The 20,939-nt window shown below is 42.5% G+C and carries 18 protein-coding genes and 3 pseudogenes; 12 read left to right on the top strand and 9 right to left on the bottom strand.

The window, feature by feature from the left end:
- Positions 1-50 precede the first annotated feature (50 nt).
- From hppD to IM753_RS05215, 10 genes and pseudogenes are all read left to right on the top strand, one after another.
- On the top strand, positions 51-1,139 hold the full coding sequence (hppD, locus tag IM753_RS05260) for a 4-hydroxyphenylpyruvate dioxygenase (RefSeq protein WP_255518645.1): 1,089 nt from the start codon (positions 51-53) through the stop codon (positions 1,137-1,139).
- A gap of 12 nt (positions 1,140-1,151) precedes the next feature.
- Positions 1,152-1,705, top strand: a pseudogene (locus IM753_RS05255) (VOC family protein).
- 35 nt (positions 1,706-1,740) lie between these two features.
- Positions 1,741-2,760 carry a fumarylacetoacetate hydrolase family protein gene (locus IM753_RS05250; protein ID WP_194108824.1) on the top strand — a complete coding sequence of 340 codons (1,020 nt, stop codon included), beginning with the start codon at positions 1,741-1,743 and terminating at the stop codon, positions 2,758-2,760.
- A gap of 153 nt (positions 2,761-2,913) precedes the next feature.
- Positions 2,914-3,120 carry a hypothetical protein gene (locus IM753_RS05245; protein ID WP_152708302.1) on the top strand — a complete coding sequence of 69 codons (207 nt, stop codon included), beginning with the start codon at positions 2,914-2,916 and terminating at the stop codon, positions 3,118-3,120.
- Between the two features lie 94 nt (positions 3,121-3,214).
- Positions 3,215-4,429, top strand: a complete 1,215-nt coding sequence (locus IM753_RS05240) for a hypothetical protein (protein ID WP_003668495.1) — start codon at positions 3,215-3,217, stop codon at positions 4,427-4,429.
- On the top strand, positions 4,414-5,598 hold the full coding sequence (locus IM753_RS05235; RefSeq protein WP_194108823.1) for an MFS transporter: 1,185 nt from the start codon (positions 4,414-4,416) through the stop codon (positions 5,596-5,598). Before IM753_RS05240 ends, IM753_RS05235 begins: the two co-directional genes overlap by 16 nt.
- A 168-nt stretch (positions 5,599-5,766) precedes the next feature.
- Positions 5,767-7,164, top strand: a complete 1,398-nt coding sequence (locus tag IM753_RS05230) for a Na+/H+ antiporter NhaC family protein (RefSeq protein ID WP_194108822.1) — start codon at positions 5,767-5,769, stop codon at positions 7,162-7,164.
- Complete coding sequence (maiA, locus tag IM753_RS05225; RefSeq protein WP_194108840.1) at positions 7,164-7,805, top strand: maleylacetoacetate isomerase; 642 nt, start codon at positions 7,164-7,166, stop codon at positions 7,803-7,805. The genes IM753_RS05230 and maiA overlap by 1 nt, the downstream gene beginning before the upstream one ends.
- A gap of 26 nt (positions 7,806-7,831) precedes the next feature.
- A pseudogene (locus IM753_RS05220) lies at positions 7,832-8,534 on the top strand (CoA transferase subunit A).
- A gap of 40 nt (positions 8,535-8,574) precedes the next feature.
- Positions 8,575-9,193 (top strand): annotated as a pseudogene (locus IM753_RS05215) (3-oxoacid CoA-transferase subunit B).
- A gap of 81 nt (positions 9,194-9,274) precedes the next feature.
- Here the strand turns inward: IM753_RS05215 and bamB are convergent.
- From bamB to rlmN, 9 genes are all read right to left on the bottom strand, one after another.
- Entirely contained in the window at positions 9,275-10,453 is a 1,179-nt protein-coding gene (bamB, locus tag IM753_RS05210) for an outer membrane protein assembly factor BamB (RefSeq protein ID WP_194108821.1), read from the bottom strand.
- Between the two features lie 123 nt (positions 10,454-10,576).
- Entirely contained in the window at positions 10,577-11,380 is an 804-nt protein-coding gene (locus IM753_RS05205) for a tetratricopeptide repeat protein (RefSeq protein WP_065255398.1), read from the bottom strand.
- 129 nt (positions 11,381-11,509) lie between these two features.
- Positions 11,510-12,787, bottom strand: a complete 1,278-nt coding sequence (gene hisS, locus IM753_RS05200; RefSeq protein WP_065274003.1) for a histidine--tRNA ligase — start codon at positions 12,785-12,787, stop codon at positions 11,510-11,512.
- A 76-nt stretch (positions 12,788-12,863) separates the two neighbouring features.
- On the bottom strand, positions 12,864-13,715 hold the full coding sequence (locus IM753_RS05195) for an ABC transporter substrate-binding protein (RefSeq protein WP_065274004.1): 852 nt from the start codon (positions 13,713-13,715) through the stop codon (positions 12,864-12,866).
- A 178-nt stretch (positions 13,716-13,893) separates the two neighbouring features.
- Positions 13,894-14,565, bottom strand: coding sequence for a YceI family protein (locus IM753_RS05190; protein ID WP_065274005.1), 672 nt, complete (start codon positions 14,563-14,565; stop codon positions 13,894-13,896).
- 134 nt (positions 14,566-14,699) lie between these two features.
- A complete protein-coding gene (ispG, locus tag IM753_RS05185; protein ID WP_065274006.1) occupies positions 14,700-15,815 on the bottom strand; it encodes a flavodoxin-dependent (E)-4-hydroxy-3-methylbut-2-enyl-diphosphate synthase in 1,116 nt (371 codons plus the stop codon).
- 10 nt (positions 15,816-15,825) lie between these two features.
- On the bottom strand, positions 15,826-16,635 hold the full coding sequence (locus IM753_RS05180) for a helix-turn-helix domain-containing protein (protein ID WP_158512485.1): 810 nt from the start codon (positions 16,633-16,635) through the stop codon (positions 15,826-15,828).
- Positions 16,632-17,459 (bottom strand): type IV pilus biogenesis/stability protein PilW, encoded by an 828-nt coding sequence (gene pilW / locus IM753_RS05175; RefSeq protein ID WP_158512484.1) that lies wholly within the window; start codon positions 17,457-17,459, stop codon positions 16,632-16,634. Before pilW ends, IM753_RS05180 begins: the two co-directional genes overlap by 4 nt.
- Positions 17,460-17,777: 318 nt before the next feature.
- Entirely contained in the window at positions 17,778-18,965 is a 1,188-nt protein-coding gene (gene rlmN / locus IM753_RS05170; protein WP_194092488.1) for a 23S rRNA (adenine(2503)-C(2))-methyltransferase RlmN, read from the bottom strand.
- 127 nt (positions 18,966-19,092) lie between these two features.
- Here rlmN and IM753_RS05165 point away from each other — a divergent pair, with 127 nt between their 5' ends.
- The gene (locus IM753_RS05165) at positions 19,093-20,088 is read left to right on the top strand and encodes an adenosine kinase (RefSeq protein ID WP_194108820.1); all 996 of its coding nucleotides are present in this window, start codon (positions 19,093-19,095) and stop codon (positions 20,086-20,088) included.
- Between the two features lie 199 nt (positions 20,089-20,287).
- Positions 20,288-20,914 (top strand): histidine phosphatase family protein, encoded by a 627-nt coding sequence (locus IM753_RS05160; RefSeq protein WP_194108819.1) that lies wholly within the window; start codon positions 20,288-20,290, stop codon positions 20,912-20,914.
- Positions 20,915-20,939 lie beyond the last annotated feature (25 nt).

Here is a 20,939-nt window from a genome sequence, read left to right as displayed (position 1 = left end):
TATCATCATCTGCCCTTTATTTTAACTTTTATGAAACGGAGTCTCGCATGATGGATTTATTTGAAAACCCAATGGGTCTAAATGGCTTTGAATTTGTAGAATTTGCCTCTCCCACACCCAATTTTTTAGAACCAATTTTTGAAAAAATGGGATTTAGCTTGGTCGCCAAACACCGCTCAAAGGATGTGCTTTTATATCGTCAAGGCGACATCAATTTCATCATCAACAATGAACCAAAAAGCCATGCCTACTATTTTGCCAAAGAACATGGAGCGTGTGCGTGTGGCATGGCATTTCGGGTCAAAGATGCTCACAAGGCATACAAGCGTGCCTTAGAGCTTGGGGCAGAACCCATTGACATTCCCACATCCGTCATGGAACTAAGACTGCCTGCCATTAAAGACATTGGTGGGGCGCCTTTGTATCTGATTGACCGTTATGAAGATGGCAAATCCATTTATGACATTGATTTTGAGTTTATAGATGGTGTAGACAAGCACCCTGTGGGCTATGGTTTTAAGGTTGTTGACCACTTAACTCACAACGTCTATCGTGGACGCATGAATTATTGGGCTACCTTTTATGAAAGGCTGTTTAATTTTAAAGAAATTCGCTATTTTGACATCAAAGGTGAATACACAGGGCTTGCCAGCCGAGCCATGACCGCCCCAGATGGCAAAATCCGCATTCCTTTGAACGAAGAATCCAAGCAAGGGGGTGGGCAGATTGAAGAGTATCTCATGGCCTTTGGTGGTGGGGGCATTCAGCACATTGCTCTTTTGGCAGATGACTTACTTCCTGCCATTGATGCTTTGCGTCAAGCAGGCATTCCGCTCATGAGTGCTCCACCTGACACTTATTATGAAATGATTGATGAACGCCTGCCCAATCATGGCGAGAACATCGCCAAGCTACAAAGTCGTGGCATACTTTTAGATGGCACCACAGAGAACGGACACCCACGCCTGCTGTTACAGATTTTTTCAGAAACTCAGCTTGGCCCTGTGTTTTTTGAATTCATCCAACGCAAAGGCGACTACAAAGATGGTTTTGGTGAGGGTAACTTTAAGGCACTCTTTGAGAGCTTAGAGCGAGACCAAGTCCGTCGTGGCACGCTTGATACCAAAACAACCGCCTAAATAGGAGTGAGTATGACCACACTAACCCAAGGCGTACACCACGTTGCCTATCGCTGTCGTGATGCCAAACAAACAGTACAATGGTATCAAAAACATCTAAACATGGGCTTTGTGCTTGTGCCATTGCCGAAGATAAAGTACCATCTACGGGCGAACCTGACCCATACATGCACATATTTTTGGATGCAGGCGGAGGTAATATTTTGGCATTTTTTGAGTTGCCCACGCGTCCTGAGATGGGGCGAGATGAGAACACGCCCATTTGGACTCAGCATTTGGCATTAAAGGTCAAAGACATGGACACCCTGCTTGCCACCAAAGATAAACTCATCAAAGATGGCATTGATGTGCTAGGGCCTGTCAATCATACGCTGTTTCATTCCATTTACTTTTTTGACCCAAGCGGTCATCGCATTGAGCTTGCCTGTGATATGACAACCGACAAAATGAGCCGTGCTTTGGGTAAAGTCAAATGGGAGATGCTAGACGAATGGGCGGACACCAAAAAAGCCCCAAAACACGCCCAATGGGTGCATGACGGCACCGAACCGCCTGATGACAATTAAGAAAATCCAAGCCAACCTAATAAAAAAGGAAATCTATGAAACTTGCTACATTAAGACAACACAACAACACTCCCTTTGGCAGAGATGGCAGACTGGTGGTGGTAAGTCGTGATTTGAGTCGCTGTTTGTTTTGTGATGAAATTACCACGCTACAAAACGCCCTAGACGACTGGGCAAATAGCGAGCCAATCTTACAAAATATTTATAAAAAACTAAACGATGATGATGGCGTGGGTATGCCCTTTGTTGTCAAAGACTGCCATTCGCCCCTGCCTAGGGCTTATGGGTGGGTAGATGGCTCGGCATATCTGAACCATGTCGAGCTTGTGCGAAAAGCCCGTAATTCACAAGTGCCTGAGTCCTTTTATGATGACCCGCTCATGTATCAAGGTGGTTCGGACAGTTTTATTGCACCGACCGATGAGATTTTGGCAAAGCCTGAATGGGGTATTGACTTTGAAGCCGAAGTGGTCGTTGTAAGCTGTGATATCAAACAAGGGGCAAGCATTGATACGGCAGGGTCTGCCATCGTGCTGATCGGGCTTGTCAATAACGTTTCACTTCGTGGGCTAATCCCTAGCGAGCTTGCCAAAGGCTTTGGCTTTTTGCAGTCCAAGCCTGCGTCTGCTTTTAGTCCTGTCTTTGTAACACCCGATGAGCTTGGGGACGCTTGGGCGGATTATAAGGTGCATCTGCCTTTGAATGTGGAGCTAAATGGCGACTTATTTGGCTGCCCCAATGCAGACGTGGATATGACCTTTGATTTTGCTCGCCTACTTAGCCATTTGGCAAAAACACGTGATGTTCAGGCAGGGACGATTGTCGGTTCTGGTACGGTGTCTAACAAACAAGGCAATCTGTACGGCTCATCGGTAGAACACGGCGGTGTGGGCTACTGCTGTATTGCCGAAGTGCGAATGTATGAGACCATCGAGACGGGCGAGCCACAAACGTCCTTTTTGGACAATGGCGACACCGTTAAAATTTATATGAATGACAAAGACGGCAACAGTATTTTTGGCGAGATTGTCAATACGGTGAAGACAGAGTTTTAATTGTATTGAAATTATTAAAAACACCCACGCCAGAATTGATTTGTGTGGGTGTTTTTTGATACTTGTTCTTCTTAATTTTTTTCAAGATAGGTCTTGACTTTTGTTATTATGTATTGGATAATCAAGATCAGTTGTATTCTGATATGGTTGTCAATGACCTATATCACTATTAACAAGGATATCACTATTATGGATATGATGACTGATTTGACTCTCCAAGACTTCAACCCACTAAGCAAGCATGTAAAATATGCACAGATGCCAGATGAACCGCCAGCATCAACGATGCGTAGCGGTCAATCTCAGACTGTGGATTATCATTCCACGGTAGCAGATGTGCATACCAAGCATTCCGCGTAATTCTTAAGCTTACCTTTAACCATTAAAGATATAGATGACAATACATATTGGATTACAACTTTCTTTTATCTAATGGTTTTTGATAGGTTTAGTTATGGTATCTATAACAGACAAAGCGGAATTTTTGAATTTTTGGAATAGAGAAGCAGTAGAATTTAATACATTGCATTCACACCAAATAATGTTTGATGAGAAAACAATATTTGAAACTTTTTTGTATTATAAAAATCACCTACAAGACTTTCAAACACACAATAAAGCCACAGACTTTATTACTTCCATCAATGGCATTCTAACACCAATTCCAAATCGTGATATGCTTGCGATATCCAATGATGTTGATATAGACAATTATATTACACGACTTGAACATATGAACCAAAATAATGATTGGTGTATTGCTTATTTTGGCTTACATACTATCAATGCACAGATTTGGGATATAGCAAGAAATTTTGCTCATATTATTTACAATAATACTGATAAAAAACCAACAGGACGAGTAGATGTAGATTGTTTTTTGGGCAATTATGCATCAACACATTCAGGCGTGCATGTAGATTATGCACATAATTTTGCTTTTACTCTAAGAAATGGCAAAAGTATGTATACTTGGTCGCCCAATCAAAAAACAGTAAAAGGACTAAAATATCCACACTATGAACAATACAAGGATAGTGCTACAATCATTCAAAACCGAAGTGACAATATTTGTTATTTTCCTTATGACTATTATCATGTAGCAGAGAGTAAAGGTGCTACTTCTTTAGTTGTAAATATCGCATTTTGGGAAGACAATGATGATGTTGATACCATATTTGAACAAGTTGGTAAGAGTTTGTTTGTTGGAAGTGATGGTTTAAATCATATTAAATTCAATAATTTTCCCAATCACAATTTTAATTCTGGATTGGTAAGCCTAAGCGATGATAATCTTGAGATTATTCATCATATTAGAAGTAGACTGAATGATTTTAATATAAAACTTAAAATAATTTCCTATCAGCTTATTAAGACAACCAGTTTGGGTTTGTTTGTTCCTAGACCAATACAAAAACAAAAAATGGATTGTCTTTTCTTAATAAAAGATAATAATGCTGTATTGCAGTGGATTAGATTGGATGATATGTTAATTATATCATCTAATGGTCATTGTTCCTGTATTTCTTATCATCAAGATATTGACATTTTGTTAAATTATATTTTAAACAATGAGGTTATTGATATTGAGAGATGTGGGCAAGAGAATATCTTTGCTGTCATAAATAAATTATATTTATGGGGGTGTTTGGTATGCGCTACCCGCTAGTTATTATTGCAGTCGTTGTTTTGGCACTAGGAAGTTTCGCTGATGAAGCAATGTTGGTTAGTTTTGCTCTTACATTAGCTAGTGGTGACTCAAAAAATTTAACCTTACTATATGCTCTGTCTATGATTGGTGGTGTTACTGCCAGTCGTAGTGGTGCGTTTATTTTGCCAAAAATTAGTGAAAAGATTATTTTGCCTACTGTGTTTTTTCTACAAGGGTTGATCATACTTGCCTTTTATTTTTTTGCTAATTCAGCATTGTTGATTTTAGTTCTTAGTTTTTTATTGGGGTATTTGGGTTCGCTACTGTGGACTGTGTTTTTATCAGTGTTGCCAAATTACTTTTCTAACAATTTAACTCTTGCTAACAAATTAACTCAAACCATTAAAAACGCTGGATTTGTTTTTGCTCCCAGTTTAACAGGATTGGCATTTGGTTTTATTGAGAAGGACTTGGTATTTATTTTGTCAGCCATTAGCTTTTTTTGTTTTATTTTATTGATGTTGAATGGTCATCATTCTAATAAGCAACAACCAATAGATGAAACATCAAACAATAATTATATTATTTCTTATCGGCAATTTATAAAAAACCATACTATTCAAAAAGTTTTATTATTTTTTACGATTACTATTTCTTTAACTTCCGCATTAAATATTATTATCATTCCTTATATCAATCATCAGTTAAATCTTAGTCCATTTATTTATGGGACAACTTTATCTATGATGAGCTTGGGTTTATTAATTAGTCCAATGTTATTTAGTGACTTCTTTAAAAAAATAGGACAGGTTTCTGGTGCTTATTTGGCGGCTGGGTTAATGGGTGTTGGTATGATGGGGTTTGGTTTGGCAAGTATGTTGTCTAATTATTGGGTAATTTTTGTTTTATTTTTTTCTGGACTGTTAATTGGTGTCGGAAATGGTGTGCAAAATACGCTTATGAGTGAATTTATGCTCAATTTTTGTGGAAATTATACTAAACAACTAATGCCTCATTATGTATTATCACTGCAATGCTGTGTGCTGCTTGGATTTGCTATAACTTTTTTAATTAAATCAGAGTGGATTATTTTAAGTTTGCTTTTATTTGGATTTATTGTTGTGGCATGCGGTGTTTTGGGTGCTTGGATAAATAGTCATATAATACAGGAAAAATGGGAAATATAGTTAAATACATTATATTTCATAAATGACAATTATTTTTAAAAACCCCATAAGTACCCCCATAAAATCATATTTATTTATGGGGTGTTTTTGATTATAATGACATTTATTTTAAATGATGGCAAAGGTTTATGGTAATATAATGCCATCATCAGGTAATAAGGAATTGTTATGAGCAATCAAACCCCTCTTCTAAACTTAACCCCCAAACAAGCCGTCCCCATTGCTGCTGTTGTGGTCTTTGTGCTTGCCCTTACGATGATAAAATGGGGCTTTGTGCCTTTGTTGTCGCTTTTGATTGTCATTTTGGGTCTGTTGATGTTTGGGCTTACCAAAGGCATCAGCTTTGAGGCGATGCAAGATAGAATGATTGGTGGTGTTGCCACAGGTATGGGGGCGATTTATCTGTTTTCAGCAATTGGACTGCTGGTATCGGCACTCATGATGAGTGGGGCGATTCCAACACTCATTTATTATGGATTTGATGTATTATCTCCTAACATGTTTTATTTGTCCGCCTTTATCCTAGCAAGTGTGATTGGGGTGGCATTAGGTAGCGGTTTTACCACTTGTGCAACAGTGGGTGTGGCATTTTTGGGCATGACCGAAGCCTTTAATGCCAACCCTGCCATGGTCGCAGGTGCGGTGGTCTCAGGGGCACTCTTTGGTGATAAGATGTCGCCATTATCTGACACGACAAGCATCGCCGCCAGTATCGTGGGCATTGATTTGTTTGAACATATCAAAAACATGATGCACACTACCATACCTGCATGGCTCATCTCGGCGGTGGTGTTTTTTATGCTATCAGATGGTGGCAGGGCAAACTTGGCGGATGTGGCAGTGTTACAGGACAATTTGTTAGCAAGTGGCTTGGTACATGGCCATGCCCTGCTCCCCCTTGTTGTGTTGGTTGCCCTTGCCATCATGCGAGTGAACGCCATTTACGCCATATCAGCAACCATCATCGTATCACTTGCCATCACTTATACCCACAGCTCGCCCACTCTTGCTGATTTGGGCGGATGGTTCTTTACAGGCTATCAACCTGCAAAGGACTTGGAGCTTGGTCAGGTTGGACGACTGGTATCCAGAGGCGGATTACAAAGCATGTTTTTTAGTCAGATTTTGGTAATTTTGGCACTAAGCTTGGGTGGTTTGTTGCACGCTTTGGGGGTATTGCCTGCCCTGCTGTCTGCCATATCCCATCTGCTCACTCGTGCCAGCCGTGCGGTATTGGCAGCATCTTTGACGGCATTTGGGGTCAATTTTTTGGTGGGCGAGCAGTATTTGAGTCTACTGTTATCAGGCAATACCTTTGCCCCTGAATTTAAACGCTTGGGATTACACCCCAAAAATTTAGCACGTACGATAGAAGACTCAGGCACGGTCATCAATCCTTTGGTACCATGGGGCGTGTATGGGGTGTTTTTGACAGGAATATTTGGCATGCCCGTGCTGGATTATGTACCGTATGCCGTATTTTGTTACAGCTGTTTACTTTTGACGTTATTTTTTGGATTTACAGGAATAACAATGACAAGGCTTGAATCCACAAAACAGATATGATGAAACTTTATACTTATTTTCGCTCATCGGCAAGCTATCGGATACGCATTGTTTTACATTTAAAAGGCTTAAATGCTGACCATCTGCCAATTCATTTGGTTAAAGGCGAACAAGTTGGGGCAGAGTATCTTGCCAAAAACCTCCAAGGGCTTGTCCCTGCCCTTGATGTGGGCGATGGTTGCATTATCATGCAATCGCTGGCAATTTTGGATTATCTGGAAAACACTTACCCCAGTATACCCTTACTGCCATCAGAGTCCTTTGACCGTGCAACTGTATGGACAATGTGTCAGATGATAGCATGCGACACTCACCCACTTAACAATCTTAAAGTTTTAAAATACCTACAACAACGCCTAAATGTCAGCGATGATGATAAGCGGGCGTGGTATGCCCATTGGATACATGAAAACTTTACTGCCCTTGAAAAGCTACTACAAAAGACGGCGGGCAAATGCTATTTTGGTGATATGCTCACGCTTGCTGACTGCGTGCTGATACCACAGGTATATAACACCAACCGCTTTGGGGTGGATTTGTCCGCCTATCCAACCATTACCGCCATTGATGAGTATTGTGGTATCTTGCCTGCCTTTATTAAAGCCCATCCAAAAAAGCAGGCAGATTGTGATGCAAGCTAGCCAAAAGATAATCAAAAGGAGTTTTTATGACAAAAGTATATGACAATGCCAAATCCGCCCTTGCTGACATTGTGGCGGATGGTCAAACCATTGCAGTGGGGGGTTTTGGACTGTGTGGCATCCCAGGGGCTTTAATTTATACTCTAAAAGAGACAGGCGTTAAGAATTTGACTTGTATTAGCAACAACGCAGGTGTGGATGACTTTGGGCTCGGACTGTTGCTACAAACCCAGCAAATCAAAAAAATGATCGCATCTTATGTTGGCGAGAACAAAGAATTTGAACGCCAATTTTTGTCAGGCGAGCTTGAAGTGGAGCTTACCCCACAAGGCACACTTGCCGAAAAACTTCGTGCAGGTGGGGCGGGCATTCCTGCTTTTTTTACAAAAACAGGTAACAGGTATAGGAACGCAAGTTGCTGACGGTAAAGAAATCCGAGAGTTTGACGGAGTAGAGTACCTGATGGAGTACTCACTTGTTGCTGATGTGTCGCTTGTCAAGGCATATAAAGCGGATAAAATGGGTAATTTGATATTTAATAAAACCGCTCGCAACTTCAATCCTGATGTCGCAACCGCAGGTAAAATCACGGTTGTAGAAGTTGAAGAACTGGTAGAGACAGGCGAGCTTGACCCTGATGAGATTCATCTGCCAGGCATTTATGTGCATCGCATCGTGGTCAATGCCAATCCTGAAAAACGCATTGAACAACGCACCATTAAAAATTAACACATTAACAAGAAATAATCATGGCCGGACAAGAGAACAAATGGCACAGCGTGCTGCCAAAGAATTACAAGACGGCTATTATGTCAATTTGGGCATCGGTCTACCAACATTGGTTGCCAATCATATCCCAAAAGACATGACGGTCATGCTCCAATCAGAAAATGGACTTTTGGGTATTGGAGCATTCCCTACCGAAAGCCAAATTGATGCTGACTTAATCAATGCAGGCAAACAGACCGTAACTGCCCAAAAAAGGGGCGAGCTTTTTTAGTTCATCACAATCGTTTGGCATGATACGAGGCGGTAAGGTTGATCTTGCCATTTTGGGGGCGATGGAAGTATCTGAGACAGGTGATTTGGCAAATTGGATGATACCAAATAAAATGGTCAAGGGCATGGGTGGTGCGATGGATTTGGTGGCAGGTGTTCGGTATGTCATTGTACTGATGGAACAGGTCAATAAGCATGGCGAACCGAAGATTTTACCAAAGTACTAACTGCCCCTGACAGGCAAAGGTGCGGTCAATCGCATCATTACCGAGCTTGGGGTGTATGATGTTACCGACAAGGGACTGGTTTTGGTAGAACTTGCAGACGGCGTAACTTTTGAAGATGTGCAAAGAGTAACACCGTTACGGTGCATCAAAATAATTTGGTAACCAAAGAGATGAACAATGGGGCAATATCTCTCGCCCCTTGGTTCGTATTTACCTAGTTCGTATTTACTTGTTATTTATCACTCAAAACTGCCACACTGTTACCACATCTTGACTGTTTTGAGTGTATAGGCGGTTTTGTGCCACTTGCAAGCTGGTCAGTTGTCCTTTGGTGTTTGTGCGACTGATGATTTTTCCTGTACTATCAAAGACATGCACCACACCATCTAAGTCGCCCACTGCCACATGATTGCCGATGGTAACAGGGTTGGTCAGACGACGATATTTTAATTCACTATTTTCCCACACCACATCACCCGTCATCGCATCAAAAGCAACCACATCGCCATGAATGCTTGTGCCAATGAGCTGATTGCCCAGCAGAGCAGGGGATTTGGTGCTGGCAAGCTCACTAACAAATAGGGTACGTCCTGTGCCCATATCAAAGCCCGCAAGCTGTCCGCTATAACTTGGCACATATAGATACTGACCTGCCACCAATGGCGTGCCATCAACATCGCTCATGCGATGGACTTGACTACCACCAACCGCACGCCCTACCCGACGTGTCCACAGCGGTGTGCCTGCCTGTGGGTTGATGGCATGAATACGCCCATCTGCCGTGCCAAATAGTGCCGTGTTAGCATCCAGGCTGATGGGTGTTGCCGCACCACGCACACTGACAGCAGGGTTTTGGGTGCTAAACTGCCACACTTGACTGCCATCACTGGCATTTAGGGCATAAATCACGCCATCATTGGCAGAGACCATCACACGACCACTGCCAATAAGGGCAGGAGCAAGTGACGAGCTGTGCAAACTTCGCTCCCACACCACGCTCCCTGTCGCTCCGTCAAGTGCCACCACCTTACCCGAGCGAGTGCCAACCACCACAAGCCGACCATCGGTTGCCACGCCACTGCTGATGACATCGCCAACATTTACCGACCATGTCTGAGCATTGCCAGCAAAGGCACTGACCACACCTGTACGACTGGCAGCGATGAGTGTACCGCCCACAGAAGCCACTTGCAAATCCACCACGTCTTTTTTATTGACATTAGCACCCTTAAAACGTCCACCTGCTTGGGGTAGTGAAAAACTGGCAACTTTGTTTAAGATTGCTATCTCATTATCAATCTTAACAAGTTTGGCAGGGGTATTTTTAGGGGCCTTGCTGCGACCAAAACGATCGCACCCTGTGGCAGTCAGTGCCAATACCGCCACACTTGCCACAGCCAAAGGTTTGGTGATGTGCTTCATACGAATCCTTATTTGATTTGAATTTGATTATGGTTAATACATCAGTTAAAACGCATTAATTTTAGCAAAGTTTTGTTTATCATGCGTTGATAAATGGTGTGTTTGTATTGCCACTTTGTGTCATCAATCGCCGCCGCCCTGCACAGTCTCACTCTCATCTGACAGTACATCATTTGCACCCACTGTTTGGACATCGGCACTTGTCACGTCCGCATCAGCTTGGACTGGCGTTGCCACTACTTGATGCTTGGGCGTGATGGGCGTTGGGGTCATGCCCAGTGCTTGCATTTTTAGGCTGAGCAATGAGCGACTCTCGCCACGCTCGGTCAGTCCATCCCATGCCAACTGATAGGCTTGCTTGGCATTGTCATTATCATTTTTTAAGACGTAAATATCCCCTAGAAGTTCTTGCTTTGAGCTCTCGAACGCCTTAGGAAACTCACCATTAACCACCGTCAAAGCCTCATCAATACTGCCCTCTGCCATGAGTGATTGTCCCAATCTTAGTTTGGTGATGGCTGTTAATCCCTCATCATCCAAATCTATCTGACTTGCCTGTTTTAGGGTTGTCGCCGCCTCGGTGTGCTGACCGTTATCCGACTGATGGCGTGCCTTTATCATGAGAGCCTGCCATGCATAAGCGGTCTTGCCATGATTCGCCACCAGTTTATCAATATCTGCAAACAAAGCCTGTTGGTCCCTGGCTAATGCTTCTTTGTCGGCTTGATGGACAAACACATCATTTTTCTCGGTGATTAGCGTGTAGCTATCGGCTGCCACCGTGTCAATTTTGGCATAGTTTTTTTGATAAAAATCCCAGCCAAAATACCCTGCCAACACCAAAATCACCGCCCACACGATTTTGTTGCCGTGCTGTTTTAGGGCGGACATGGCTTGTTTGTCATTTACTATCAGTTCATCGCTCATCTGCTAACTCTTAAAAATGCTTTTTAATGTTAAATCTAGTGTTATCAATGATTTAAAAGTCGTTAAATTGTCAACCAAACCATTAAACTTTTATAACACCGACAATTTTAATCACAAATCTTATTCAACTTACTCAAAATCAAAATCCGTCATCGCACGGCTTGTCTGCTCCCCTGTCGCCATATTTTTGACCGATAGGGTTTGATTGGCAACTTCATCATCGCCGATAATCACGGTAAATTTCGCCCCCGACTTGTCCGCCTTTTTCATCTGTGATTTTAAACTTGTGGCAGATGCCATTTTAACACGCAAATTTGGGCGATGTGTGCGTAGCTCATTGGCGTATAGCACGGCATTCATATACACGTTTTCGCTTGCCACGACAAACACATCGCAGTCGGCAGTATCGGCAATCGGGTTTACGGTTTCTATCAGCAACATCAAGCGTTCAAGCCCCATGGCAAAGCCCACCGCAGGTTCGCTCTGCTCAGGCTTACCCTTGACGATGCCAACAAGCCCGTCATAACGCCCGCCACCGCACACAGTCGCCTGTGAACCCAGTTTGTCCGTTACCCATTCAAAAACGGTTTTGTTATAGTAGTCAAGCCCACGCACAAGTTTTTGGTTGATGACAAAATCAATGCCAAGCGTGTGTAGGTAGTTTTGCACCTGCTCAAAATGCAAACGACTCTCCTCACCCAAAAAGTCAGACAACTTAGGTGCACCAAGCAAAATCGCCTGTGTCTGTTCATCTTTACTATCAAGCACTCGCAAAGGATTGGTACTGACACGGCGTTGGCTGTCATCATCAAGTCCATCAAAATGAGTATTTAGATACTGAACTAATGCTGTTTTATAAGCGATACGCTCATGAGCCTCACCAAGCGTGTTAAGCTCCAAGCTTACATGCTCAAAAACCCCAAGCCGTCTCCACATCATCGCCGTCATCGCAATCAGCTCAGCATCAGCATCAGGCAGCGGTGAACCGATGCTCTCTACCCCAAGCTGGGTAAACTGACGATATCGTCCCTTTTGTGGACGTTCATAGCGAAACATGGCTCCCATATACCACAATTTTGGTGTATCGCCACGGGTCAGATTATGTTCTATTACCGCACGCACACACCCTGCCGTTCCCTCGGGGCGTAGTGTAAATGATTTATCATCTTCATCTGCACCTGTATTTTGGTTGCCATGCACCACACCAAACATCTCTTTTTCAACAATGTCAGTCGCTTCACCCACACCACGAGCAAACAAATCTGTACTCTCTACCATAGGTAGACGAATTTGACCAAATCCATAGGCATCCAACACTTGCATCAAAATATGCTCTACTTTTCGCCATTTGGCGGATTCGGCTGGCAAAATGTCATTAAAGCCACGGATGGCGGTAAGTTTAGTCATATTTTTTCCCAAATCAGTTTTATCAAAAAGATATTTCAATTTATATTACAACATCATTTTCGTTATTAGTTAAAAACTAAAACCACTTTTTAAATATTTTTTGATAAGTGCCATCACTTTTCATATCTAGGATGTGCTTATTCATGTCATTCATCATGTCCACATTTTCTTTATTTATCAAAAATCCATAAGATTGTTGTGGATAATCATAATCAATGGAAAAATATAAAGGGTCTTTTTTTGTTGAATATTTTGAATAAAAATAAGGCATGGCAACAGAATTACCAATGGCAATTTTAACATCATCTCTTAAAAGGGCCTGCACAGAAATCCAATCACTGACCGTATAATCTATGTTGGTATTGTCATGATTATTTTCATAATCTTTGACTATGGTGAATGTGGTTTGCATTGAATCTTCTTTAACAGCTGTAGAATTCTTATCAATATCCTCCAATTTCTTGATTTTGGGATTTTTGCTTAGCAAAGTTATTGGATAAACATCCAAATAAGAGTTGGTCATATTATATTTTTGAGTTCGTTCTTTGCTAATCTCAATACCTGCGATCATGTCTATCTCTTTATCATTCATGCCATTAAAAAGGTCATCTCTTGGCTGATATTCATATTGAAAATTATAATCAGAACGTTCATCTATTTCTTTTAAAATGTCATACTCAAAACCCTGAATGCCCCCCTTTTCGTCAATAAAAATCAGTGGTGCATTACCAGTTGAAGATGACATAAGACCCACTTTAACATCAAAAGATGATTTTTGGGCAGATGGTTTTTGGATGGTATTGGCATCAACATTAATGCTTGATTGTTTATTTTCATCATTCTTTAATGAATTGTCAGCATTAGAACAAGAAGCCATCAATAAAGAACATGATAAAACTGTCATGAATGATGATATATTTTTTTTCATAAAATAAATTCCAAAAAGTAAGAGTCATTAAATACACAAAAATACGAGATAAACATTTATAAATCATCGTATGATTGGGTTGCATTATTGTCTTAGGGCGTTATTAAGGCATAAAATTTTATATCAATATAACCAATTAGGTGCAAAGTCATTTTATGTATGACTTGACAAATATCATTTAAGGTTTTTTAAATTTGCCTTGAAATTTGACTGGCACCAAATAACTGATGCTCTTTAAATCCATCACCTCTGTTAAGCTATTTAAGCCCTGCATCATTTCAAGTTCTAGCAGATTTATATGCACAGGCTCTTGTGTCATCACATTTATTGTATTGTCATCCAACTTTATGATTTTAAGGGAAGCCTCGGTTTGTATTGTCTTGCCATGAAAAGAGATGGTCAGTGGCTGTACTTTACTTGCTTCTTTATGAACACCAAGAGCATTCATCCAGTCATGATCCATTTGGGATTGAATCTCTACCTTTGGAAATCTTGCTGTCTCAAAAAGCCATTCTTTAATTCTTTGGTCTCTGATAGAGATGTCTGTATCAACACTGTCAAGCTCTATCTCCATTTTTAGGTTACCTTGCTTATCCAAATAGCCAGAATAGGTATTAAAAACACCCTCCTCGACAATGTCATTATCATTCTTATCGGTCTTTGTGCTATAAAATCTAATGTCCGCCTCTTCTAAAATCCAATGAGATAAGGCATTTGACTTCTCTGTCATTTGGACACCATGCGGGGGGTTACTCTCCACAGCAGGCTGTTCGGCAAAATTTTCTTCTTTGGCACAACCATACATGCCAAATGATAGGATAAGAATACCCAAAACAAAAGTATGTTTCATCACATTACCTCATATAAAAACATAAAATTAAAAAAATAATCTATTAAAGTCGGCAAGAGCATTTATGTATCGGAGAATATCCATCATTAACAAATGCAAAATGCAAGCGTGCCTTAAAATGCCAAATGATAATTTTATTGAGCCACTCTAACAATCTCACTGGCTCGTTTGTCCGCCAACTCTTTGGCCTTTTGACGCACCATTTGTTCTATTTCGTCCACCAAATTTTTGGTATCAATCAAATGGCTTTTTTGCCCCATTTTATACACCAGTGAATTTGGACTTGCCCCCACCACGCCAATGGTTGCTTCTTTGGCTTCCCCTGGCCCATTGACTTTACAGCCAATCACCGACAAATCAAGCGGTTCTCTGATGTCTTCTAGGCGAGATTCTAGCTCATTCATGACTTTAATCACGTCAAACTCTTGACGGCTACAAGACGGACAAGCAATGAAGTTGACGCCATTTGAACGAATGTTTAGCGATTTTAAAATATCAAAACCAATTTTAATCTCCTCCTCTGGCGGACTTGCCAAGGATATTCGCATGGTATCGCCAATGCCATCAAGCAAAAGCCCACCTAGGGCAATGGCGGATTTTACCGTACCTGTACGATACACACCCGCCTCGGTAACGCCCAAATGCAACGGGCAGTCCACCTCTGCTGAGATGAGCCGATAAGCATCCAATGTCAAAAAAACATTGGATGCCTTGACCGAGATTTTATAATCTTGAAAATTTAATTTTTCTAAAATATCAATATGACGTAAAGCTGATTCTAGCATGGCTTGCCCTGTTGGTTCGCCATATTTTTTTTGCAAATCTTTTTCAAGTGAACCTGCATTGACGCCAATACGAATGGGTATGTTATGATGACAAGCACAAGAGACCACCTCACGCACCTTTTGGTCATTGCCAATATTACCCGGATTAATGCGTAGGCAGTCCGCTCCCGCTTCTGCTGCTGCCAGAGCAATTTTATAATCAAAATGAATGTCAGCGATAAGCGGTACATTGACTTGCTTTTTAATTTGGGCAAATGCTGCCACAGATTCCATGGTGGGTGTTGAGACACGCATTAAATCAGCCCCCGCCTCCACACAGCGTTGTATTTGGGCGACTGTGGCATCAACATTGCACGTATTGGTATTGGTCATGCTCTGCACGCTGATGGGAGCGTTGCCACCGATGGCGATATTGCCAACCATGATTTGACGAGTGGGACGACGTTTGATGGGACTGTGGTGCATGATAACTCGCTTATTGTAGCGTTAAAGTGGCTTTGCCATTTTGGGTATGCTCACCCAAACGAATGGGGCGTTGATTAAAATTCAAATCTACCTGTGCAGGATTGTCAATCTCAATGGTAAACGGTGTCTCACCCTTTAACTGATAACCCCCACGGGACTGCAAGCCTTGCATGAGCACTCTGTCATGTTTATCGGTGATTTTGATATTAACATCTCCTTTTGACCAAATATCAATCACACCTTGACCTGCCATGGTTTGGGTGGTAGATTCACCATCATTTGTGCCTAAATTTAATGCCGAACCCGACGCACCGACCGCCGCTCCTTGGGCTTGCTCGCTTGGATTTAGTATTTGTGTTTGGGCAGTTGGGTTTATTTCATCTGACCTGTCTATGGCACTGGATATGATTTTTAATAAGACAAAACCAAAAATCACAAGTGCAATCACCCCTGCAATAAGCCATGGATTAAAACGCATGCCCCCACGCCCACGCTCAATTGTACCCATGGGCGTCAGTGGTGCTTTAATGTCATTGACGCTCTTGGTGCGTTTGTTCTCAGGGTAGATGCTTTCAAATTCTCGGGCGAATTCATTGGCATCAAGTCCCAAAAACTTAGCATAGTTCATCACAAATCCCCGTGCAAAAGCAAATTGGGGCAGAGCATCAAAGTTCTCCTCCTCCATCGCCTGTACGTGGCGTTTTAGGATGTGAAGTTCAGCCGCTGCTGCATCTAGTGAGTAGCCACGAGACGTTCTGGCACTTCTTAATTTACCGCCAAAACCTGTGTTTGATGCTGGTTTGTCGTTGGTTTGGCTCACTGTAATGCTCCCGTTGGGTTGTTTAGCCATTGTTTTAGTTGTTTTGCTTCATCAGAGAGTGGATGTTGCGACAAAAGTTGACTTGACAATCGCTGAATCTCTTGGCGATCATTTTGCAAAATACCCAGACGGACTCCTTGATATAGCAAGCGTGATGGCATGGGTTGATTATGAAGTTGCGCCATCGTTTTTAGGTCATTAAAGTAGGCTTTGGCTTTTAGGGATTCATGTCTGCCAATTAGGATATCAATCATCTCCATCTTTGCTGTAACCGTTGCACTCTCCGTCTCTATTGCTTTATTAAATGCCATCTCCGCCGCTTTTGGATTGTTCATTTTTAGATAGGTCAGCCCCAAATTTTCCAACGCACCTGCACGATTATGATAGCCTAAGGTACTGCCTGCAATATTAAACTGCTCAATCGCTTCTTGATGACGTCCAAGCTCGGACAGATACACCCCATAGTTATTGCGTGCTTGGATAAAATCAGGGTCCAGACTGATCGCCTTTTTAAAGTATTTTTCGGCGTTGGCAATATTGCTAGGACTGCCCTCTATTTTGAGCAAGTTGCCCATCATATCATAAGCAGGGGCATAATTTGGCTGTGCCTCTATCGCTTCATCCAACTGTCTTTTGGCAGCATCCAGCTGTCTTTGGTTGATGTACTGCCCTGCCAAAGCGGTGCGTGCTTGGGCAAGCTCCATCTTATCACGTTTACGCTGTGATGGGTCAGTGCCTTGATAGACCGATGTTGTGTTTTGTGAAGTGCTTTGACAAGCCGTCAATAAAACGGTCAATGTCGTTAATATGACTAAATATTTCATGATTTTACCATAATTACCATGATGAACAGTTACATAAGTCGTGCCATCTTTGCATTGATGGTGCAAGAGTCAAATCCATACTGACAACCATCCAAGACTTGCACGCTTTTTATACAAACACGACAGACAAATAATCGCCATTCTAACAATTATCAACAATTTTTGCCAATGTTTTTGCTCTTTTCCCGCCAAAATATTGACATTTCATCAGATTTTCACAAAAATCAATAACAACATGGGACAAAATGCCCTTATTTCACGCCCAAACACCTTTTTAACAAAACACTTTTTGATAAAAGACAAACCATCACCCATAAATCACGCTTGGCGTTTTTCAATGCTCTCTTGCCATTTTTTGGCTCGCCGTGTTCTGTCTGCCACTTGCCCCACAAGCTGACCGCATGCCGCATCAATGTCATCGCCACGAGTTTGGCGAACGGTGCAGACAAATCCTGCTTGATTTAGGATATTACTAAACGCATGAATGCGGTTATTGCTAGACCGCCCATAAGGGGCGTGCGGAAAGGGATTAAAGGGAATTAAGTTGATTTTACTTGGTAAATCCGCCAGTAGTGCCACCAATTCATGAGCGTGTTTGTCACTGTCATTTACCCCGTGTAGCATGACGTATTCAATGGTAACGTGCTTTTTGTGGCGGGGGTTTTCATCATAAACATAGGCTTTGGCAGCACGGATAAGCTCCGCCAAAGGATACTTTTTGTTAATTGGCACAAGCTCGTTACGCAGTTCATCATTAGGAGCGTGCAAGCTAATGGCAAGAGCCACATCAATGTCCTTAGCCAAGTCATACATTTTTGGCACGATACCAGACGTGGAGAGCGTAACTCGGCGTTTGGATAAGCCAAAGGCGTGGTCATCAAGCATGAGACTCATGCTCGCCACAACAGGATGATAATTTAAAAGTGGCTCGCCCATGCCCATCATCACGACATTGGTAACACGGTTTTCACGCTCGGTCGGGGCAACGCCCTGCATATAGGACTGATTGGCAACCCACAACTGCCCGATAATCTCGCTTGCTGTTAAGTCTCGCTCAAAACCTTGCTTACCTGTACTACAAAATGAGCAGTCCAACGCACAGCCGACCTGACTAGATACGCACAAGGTCTTACGCCCAAACTGTTTGCCATCTTCGGCAGGGATTAGCACTGTCTCAACAAGCGAACCGCCCGCCACTTCAAACACCCACTTACGAGTACCATCTTCGCCAAACTTCTTGAACTTAACCACAGGTGGTACCACGCACGCAACTTTATCAAGTTTCGCTTGCAAGGCTTTGGATAGGTTGGTCATCTCAAAAAAATCAGTAACGCCAAACTGATAAATCCACTTCATCACCTGAGTGGCACGAAACGACTTTTCACCCATACCCACAAAAAATTGGGAAAGTTCATCTTTTGACATGCCCAAAAGATTGGTTTTTTGGTTTTTTTGGTCAAAGGTGGTTGTATCGGGGGTGTAAACAACAGGGATTTTGGCGGTCATGGCATGGTTTTTTATAAAAATTAACCGCTTATTATACAAAAAAAATCGGATAAAGTCATGAATTTAACAGGTAATTTTGGCAAATTTTGTTATAATGACAGTTCATTTTAAATTACAAGGAAAAACCATGTACCAACTTGTCGCCATTGGTAACGCTCTTGTTGATACCGAATTTAAGCTCTGTGATGAGATTTTAACCCAAACAGGATTAACCAAAAGCAATATGACCCTTGCTGACACGGATGAACAAACCGCCTTATTTGACATGTTAAACACGCATGGACTTACCCCCACCAAACAAGCAGGAGGTGGTTCAGCAGGCAATACGGTGGCATGCTTTTCAGCACTGGGTGGCACGTCCTTTTACTGCTGCCGAGTAGGGCATGACAAACGTGGTGCATTTTATTTGTCTGACATGCAAAATATGGGCGTGGCGATAGATGCTGGCAGAGCCGAAGTGGTGGGGGCAACAGGCACCTGTGTGGTATTGGTTACAGACGATGGTGAACGTACCATGCAGACCAATTTGGGGGTAAGTGGTGAAATTGACCAAAGCAATGTGGATTTTGATGTTTTAAGCAAAGCAAAATATCTGTATCTAGAAGGTTATCTTGCCATGTCGCCATCGGTACAAAGTGCCATTACCCAATTGTGTCAAGTCGCCAAAACGCAAGGGGTGAAAATCGTGGTAAGCTTTGCTGACCCTGCGGTGATTCGCTTTGCCAAAGACGGTATATTATCATGGCTGACAGATGGTGTGGATGTGATTTTTTGTAACATGGATGAAGCCAAACTCTTTGCTGGCACAGACGATAACACCCAAGCGGTGCATGCCTTACTCGCTCACGCTGCTTTGGTTGTCATCACAGATGGGGCAAATCCCACCACTGTGGCGGACAAAGATGGTATTTATATGTATGATGTTGCCCCTGCCAACGTGATAGACACCAATGGGGCAGGCGATAACTTTGCAGGGGCGTTTTTATATGCCCTATCAGAAGGGGCGGATTATAAGAGATGTATCGCACTGGCAGGGGGTGTGGCAAGCCATGTGGTAAGCCAGTTTGGGGCAAGACTGCCCAAAGCGGAGTATGGCTTGATTAAAGGGGCGGTTTTGGGATAAGCCTAAAAAGCATAAAGTATTGTTCAATTATATTTAAAATTTGGACGTGTAGGGGCAATTTATTCGCCCAAAAATCAATAATTTATCATAGGACAAATGTAATTTTCCCCCTACAAATCCACCCAAGGGTATGGTTAATTAACAAAGCCAAACATAAAAGGCGGGCAAAATTCCGCCTTTTTTAATAAGGACAAACACCATGCAACGCCTATATTTTATCCGTCATGGCGAAAGCCTTGCCAATGCTGGTGGCACGCCCCTGCCCAATGCTGATATTCCCCTGACCGAAAAAGGACACACCCAAGCAAAGAACCGCCTTACCCATTGGCAACAGCTAGGCATACGCCCAAGCCACATTTATCACTCCGCCATGCTTCGCACACAGCAGACCGCCCTGCCCTTTTGTCAGTATTATGACATGACCGCAAGCACACTTGACCTGCTTGATGAGTTAAACACCCTTGCCTTTGATGCTATCGAAGACATCTCGGTGGATGCACGCCGTTTGATGAATGCCAACTGGTGGCAGACGGTGGGGCTAGATGATAGGCATGGCGTGGGGGCGGACAGCTTTGGTGAGTTTATGGGGCGTGTTGATACATTCATTGGTAGGATTGATGATTTTGCTGATAACACGCTGTTTTTTGGGCATGGGATTTGGCTTGGACTGCTTGCCTATCGGCTCATGAATCTGCCTGTGCGTGATAATGCCGACATCAGGCGATTTCGTGCTTTTCAGACCGCCATGCCCATGCATAACACCGTGCTGTATCGGCTAGATGTGGCAGATGATGCGAAAAGTCTGGTGTGGATTGCCCAACCTTAGCTTTCAACACAAAAAGGCCAACCCA

The organism is Moraxella sp. K127 (assembly GCF_015223095.1).
Classification (GTDB): Bacteria; Pseudomonadota; Gammaproteobacteria; order Pseudomonadales; family Moraxellaceae; genus Moraxella.
The sequence above is the reverse complement of the archived record's forward strand: the minus strand, read 5'-3'. Positions and strand labels throughout refer to the sequence as shown.

Coding starts and splice junctions, on each gene's coding strand:
- IM753_RS05165 (WP_194108820.1), top strand. CDS start 19,093: ATGTACCAACTTGTCGCCATTGGTAACGCTCTTGTTGATACCGAATTT.
- hppD (WP_255518645.1), top strand. CDS start 51: ATGGATTTATTTGAAAACCCAATGGGTCTAAATGGCTTTGAATTTGTA.
- IM753_RS05205 (WP_065255398.1), bottom strand. CDS start 11,380: ATGAGCGATGAACTGATAGTAAATGACAAACAAGCCATGTCCGCCCTA.
- pilW (WP_158512484.1), bottom strand. CDS start 17,459: ATGAAATATTTAGTCATATTAACGACATTGACCGTTTTATTGACGGCT.
- IM753_RS05245 (WP_152708302.1), top strand. CDS start 2,914: ATGACCTATATCACTATTAACAAGGATATCACTATTATGGATATGATG.
- IM753_RS05235 (WP_194108823.1), top strand. CDS start 4,414: ATGCGCTACCCGCTAGTTATTATTGCAGTCGTTGTTTTGGCACTAGGA.
- IM753_RS05250 (WP_194108824.1), top strand. CDS start 1,741: ATGAAACTTGCTACATTAAGACAACACAACAACACTCCCTTTGGCAGA.
- maiA (WP_194108840.1), top strand. CDS start 7,164: ATGAAACTTTATACTTATTTTCGCTCATCGGCAAGCTATCGGATACGC.
- IM753_RS05160 (WP_194108819.1), top strand. CDS start 20,288: ATGCAACGCCTATATTTTATCCGTCATGGCGAAAGCCTTGCCAATGCT.
- IM753_RS05230 (WP_194108822.1), top strand. CDS start 5,767: ATGAGCAATCAAACCCCTCTTCTAAACTTAACCCCCAAACAAGCCGTC.
- ispG (WP_065274006.1), bottom strand. CDS start 15,815: ATGCACCACAGTCCCATCAAACGTCGTCCCACTCGTCAAATCATGGTT.
- rlmN (WP_194092488.1), bottom strand. CDS start 18,965: ATGACCGCCAAAATCCCTGTTGTTTACACCCCCGATACAACCACCTTT.
- IM753_RS05190 (WP_065274005.1), bottom strand. CDS start 14,565: ATGAAACATACTTTTGTTTTGGGTATTCTTATCCTATCATTTGGCATG.
- IM753_RS05195 (WP_065274004.1), bottom strand. CDS start 13,715: ATGAAAAAAAATATATCATCATTCATGACAGTTTTATCATGTTCTTTA.
- bamB (WP_194108821.1), bottom strand. CDS start 10,453: ATGAAGCACATCACCAAACCTTTGGCTGTGGCAAGTGTGGCGGTATTG.
- hisS (WP_065274003.1), bottom strand. CDS start 12,787: ATGACTAAACTTACCGCCATCCGTGGCTTTAATGACATTTTGCCAGCC.
- IM753_RS05240 (WP_003668495.1), top strand. CDS start 3,215: ATGGTATCTATAACAGACAAAGCGGAATTTTTGAATTTTTGGAATAGA.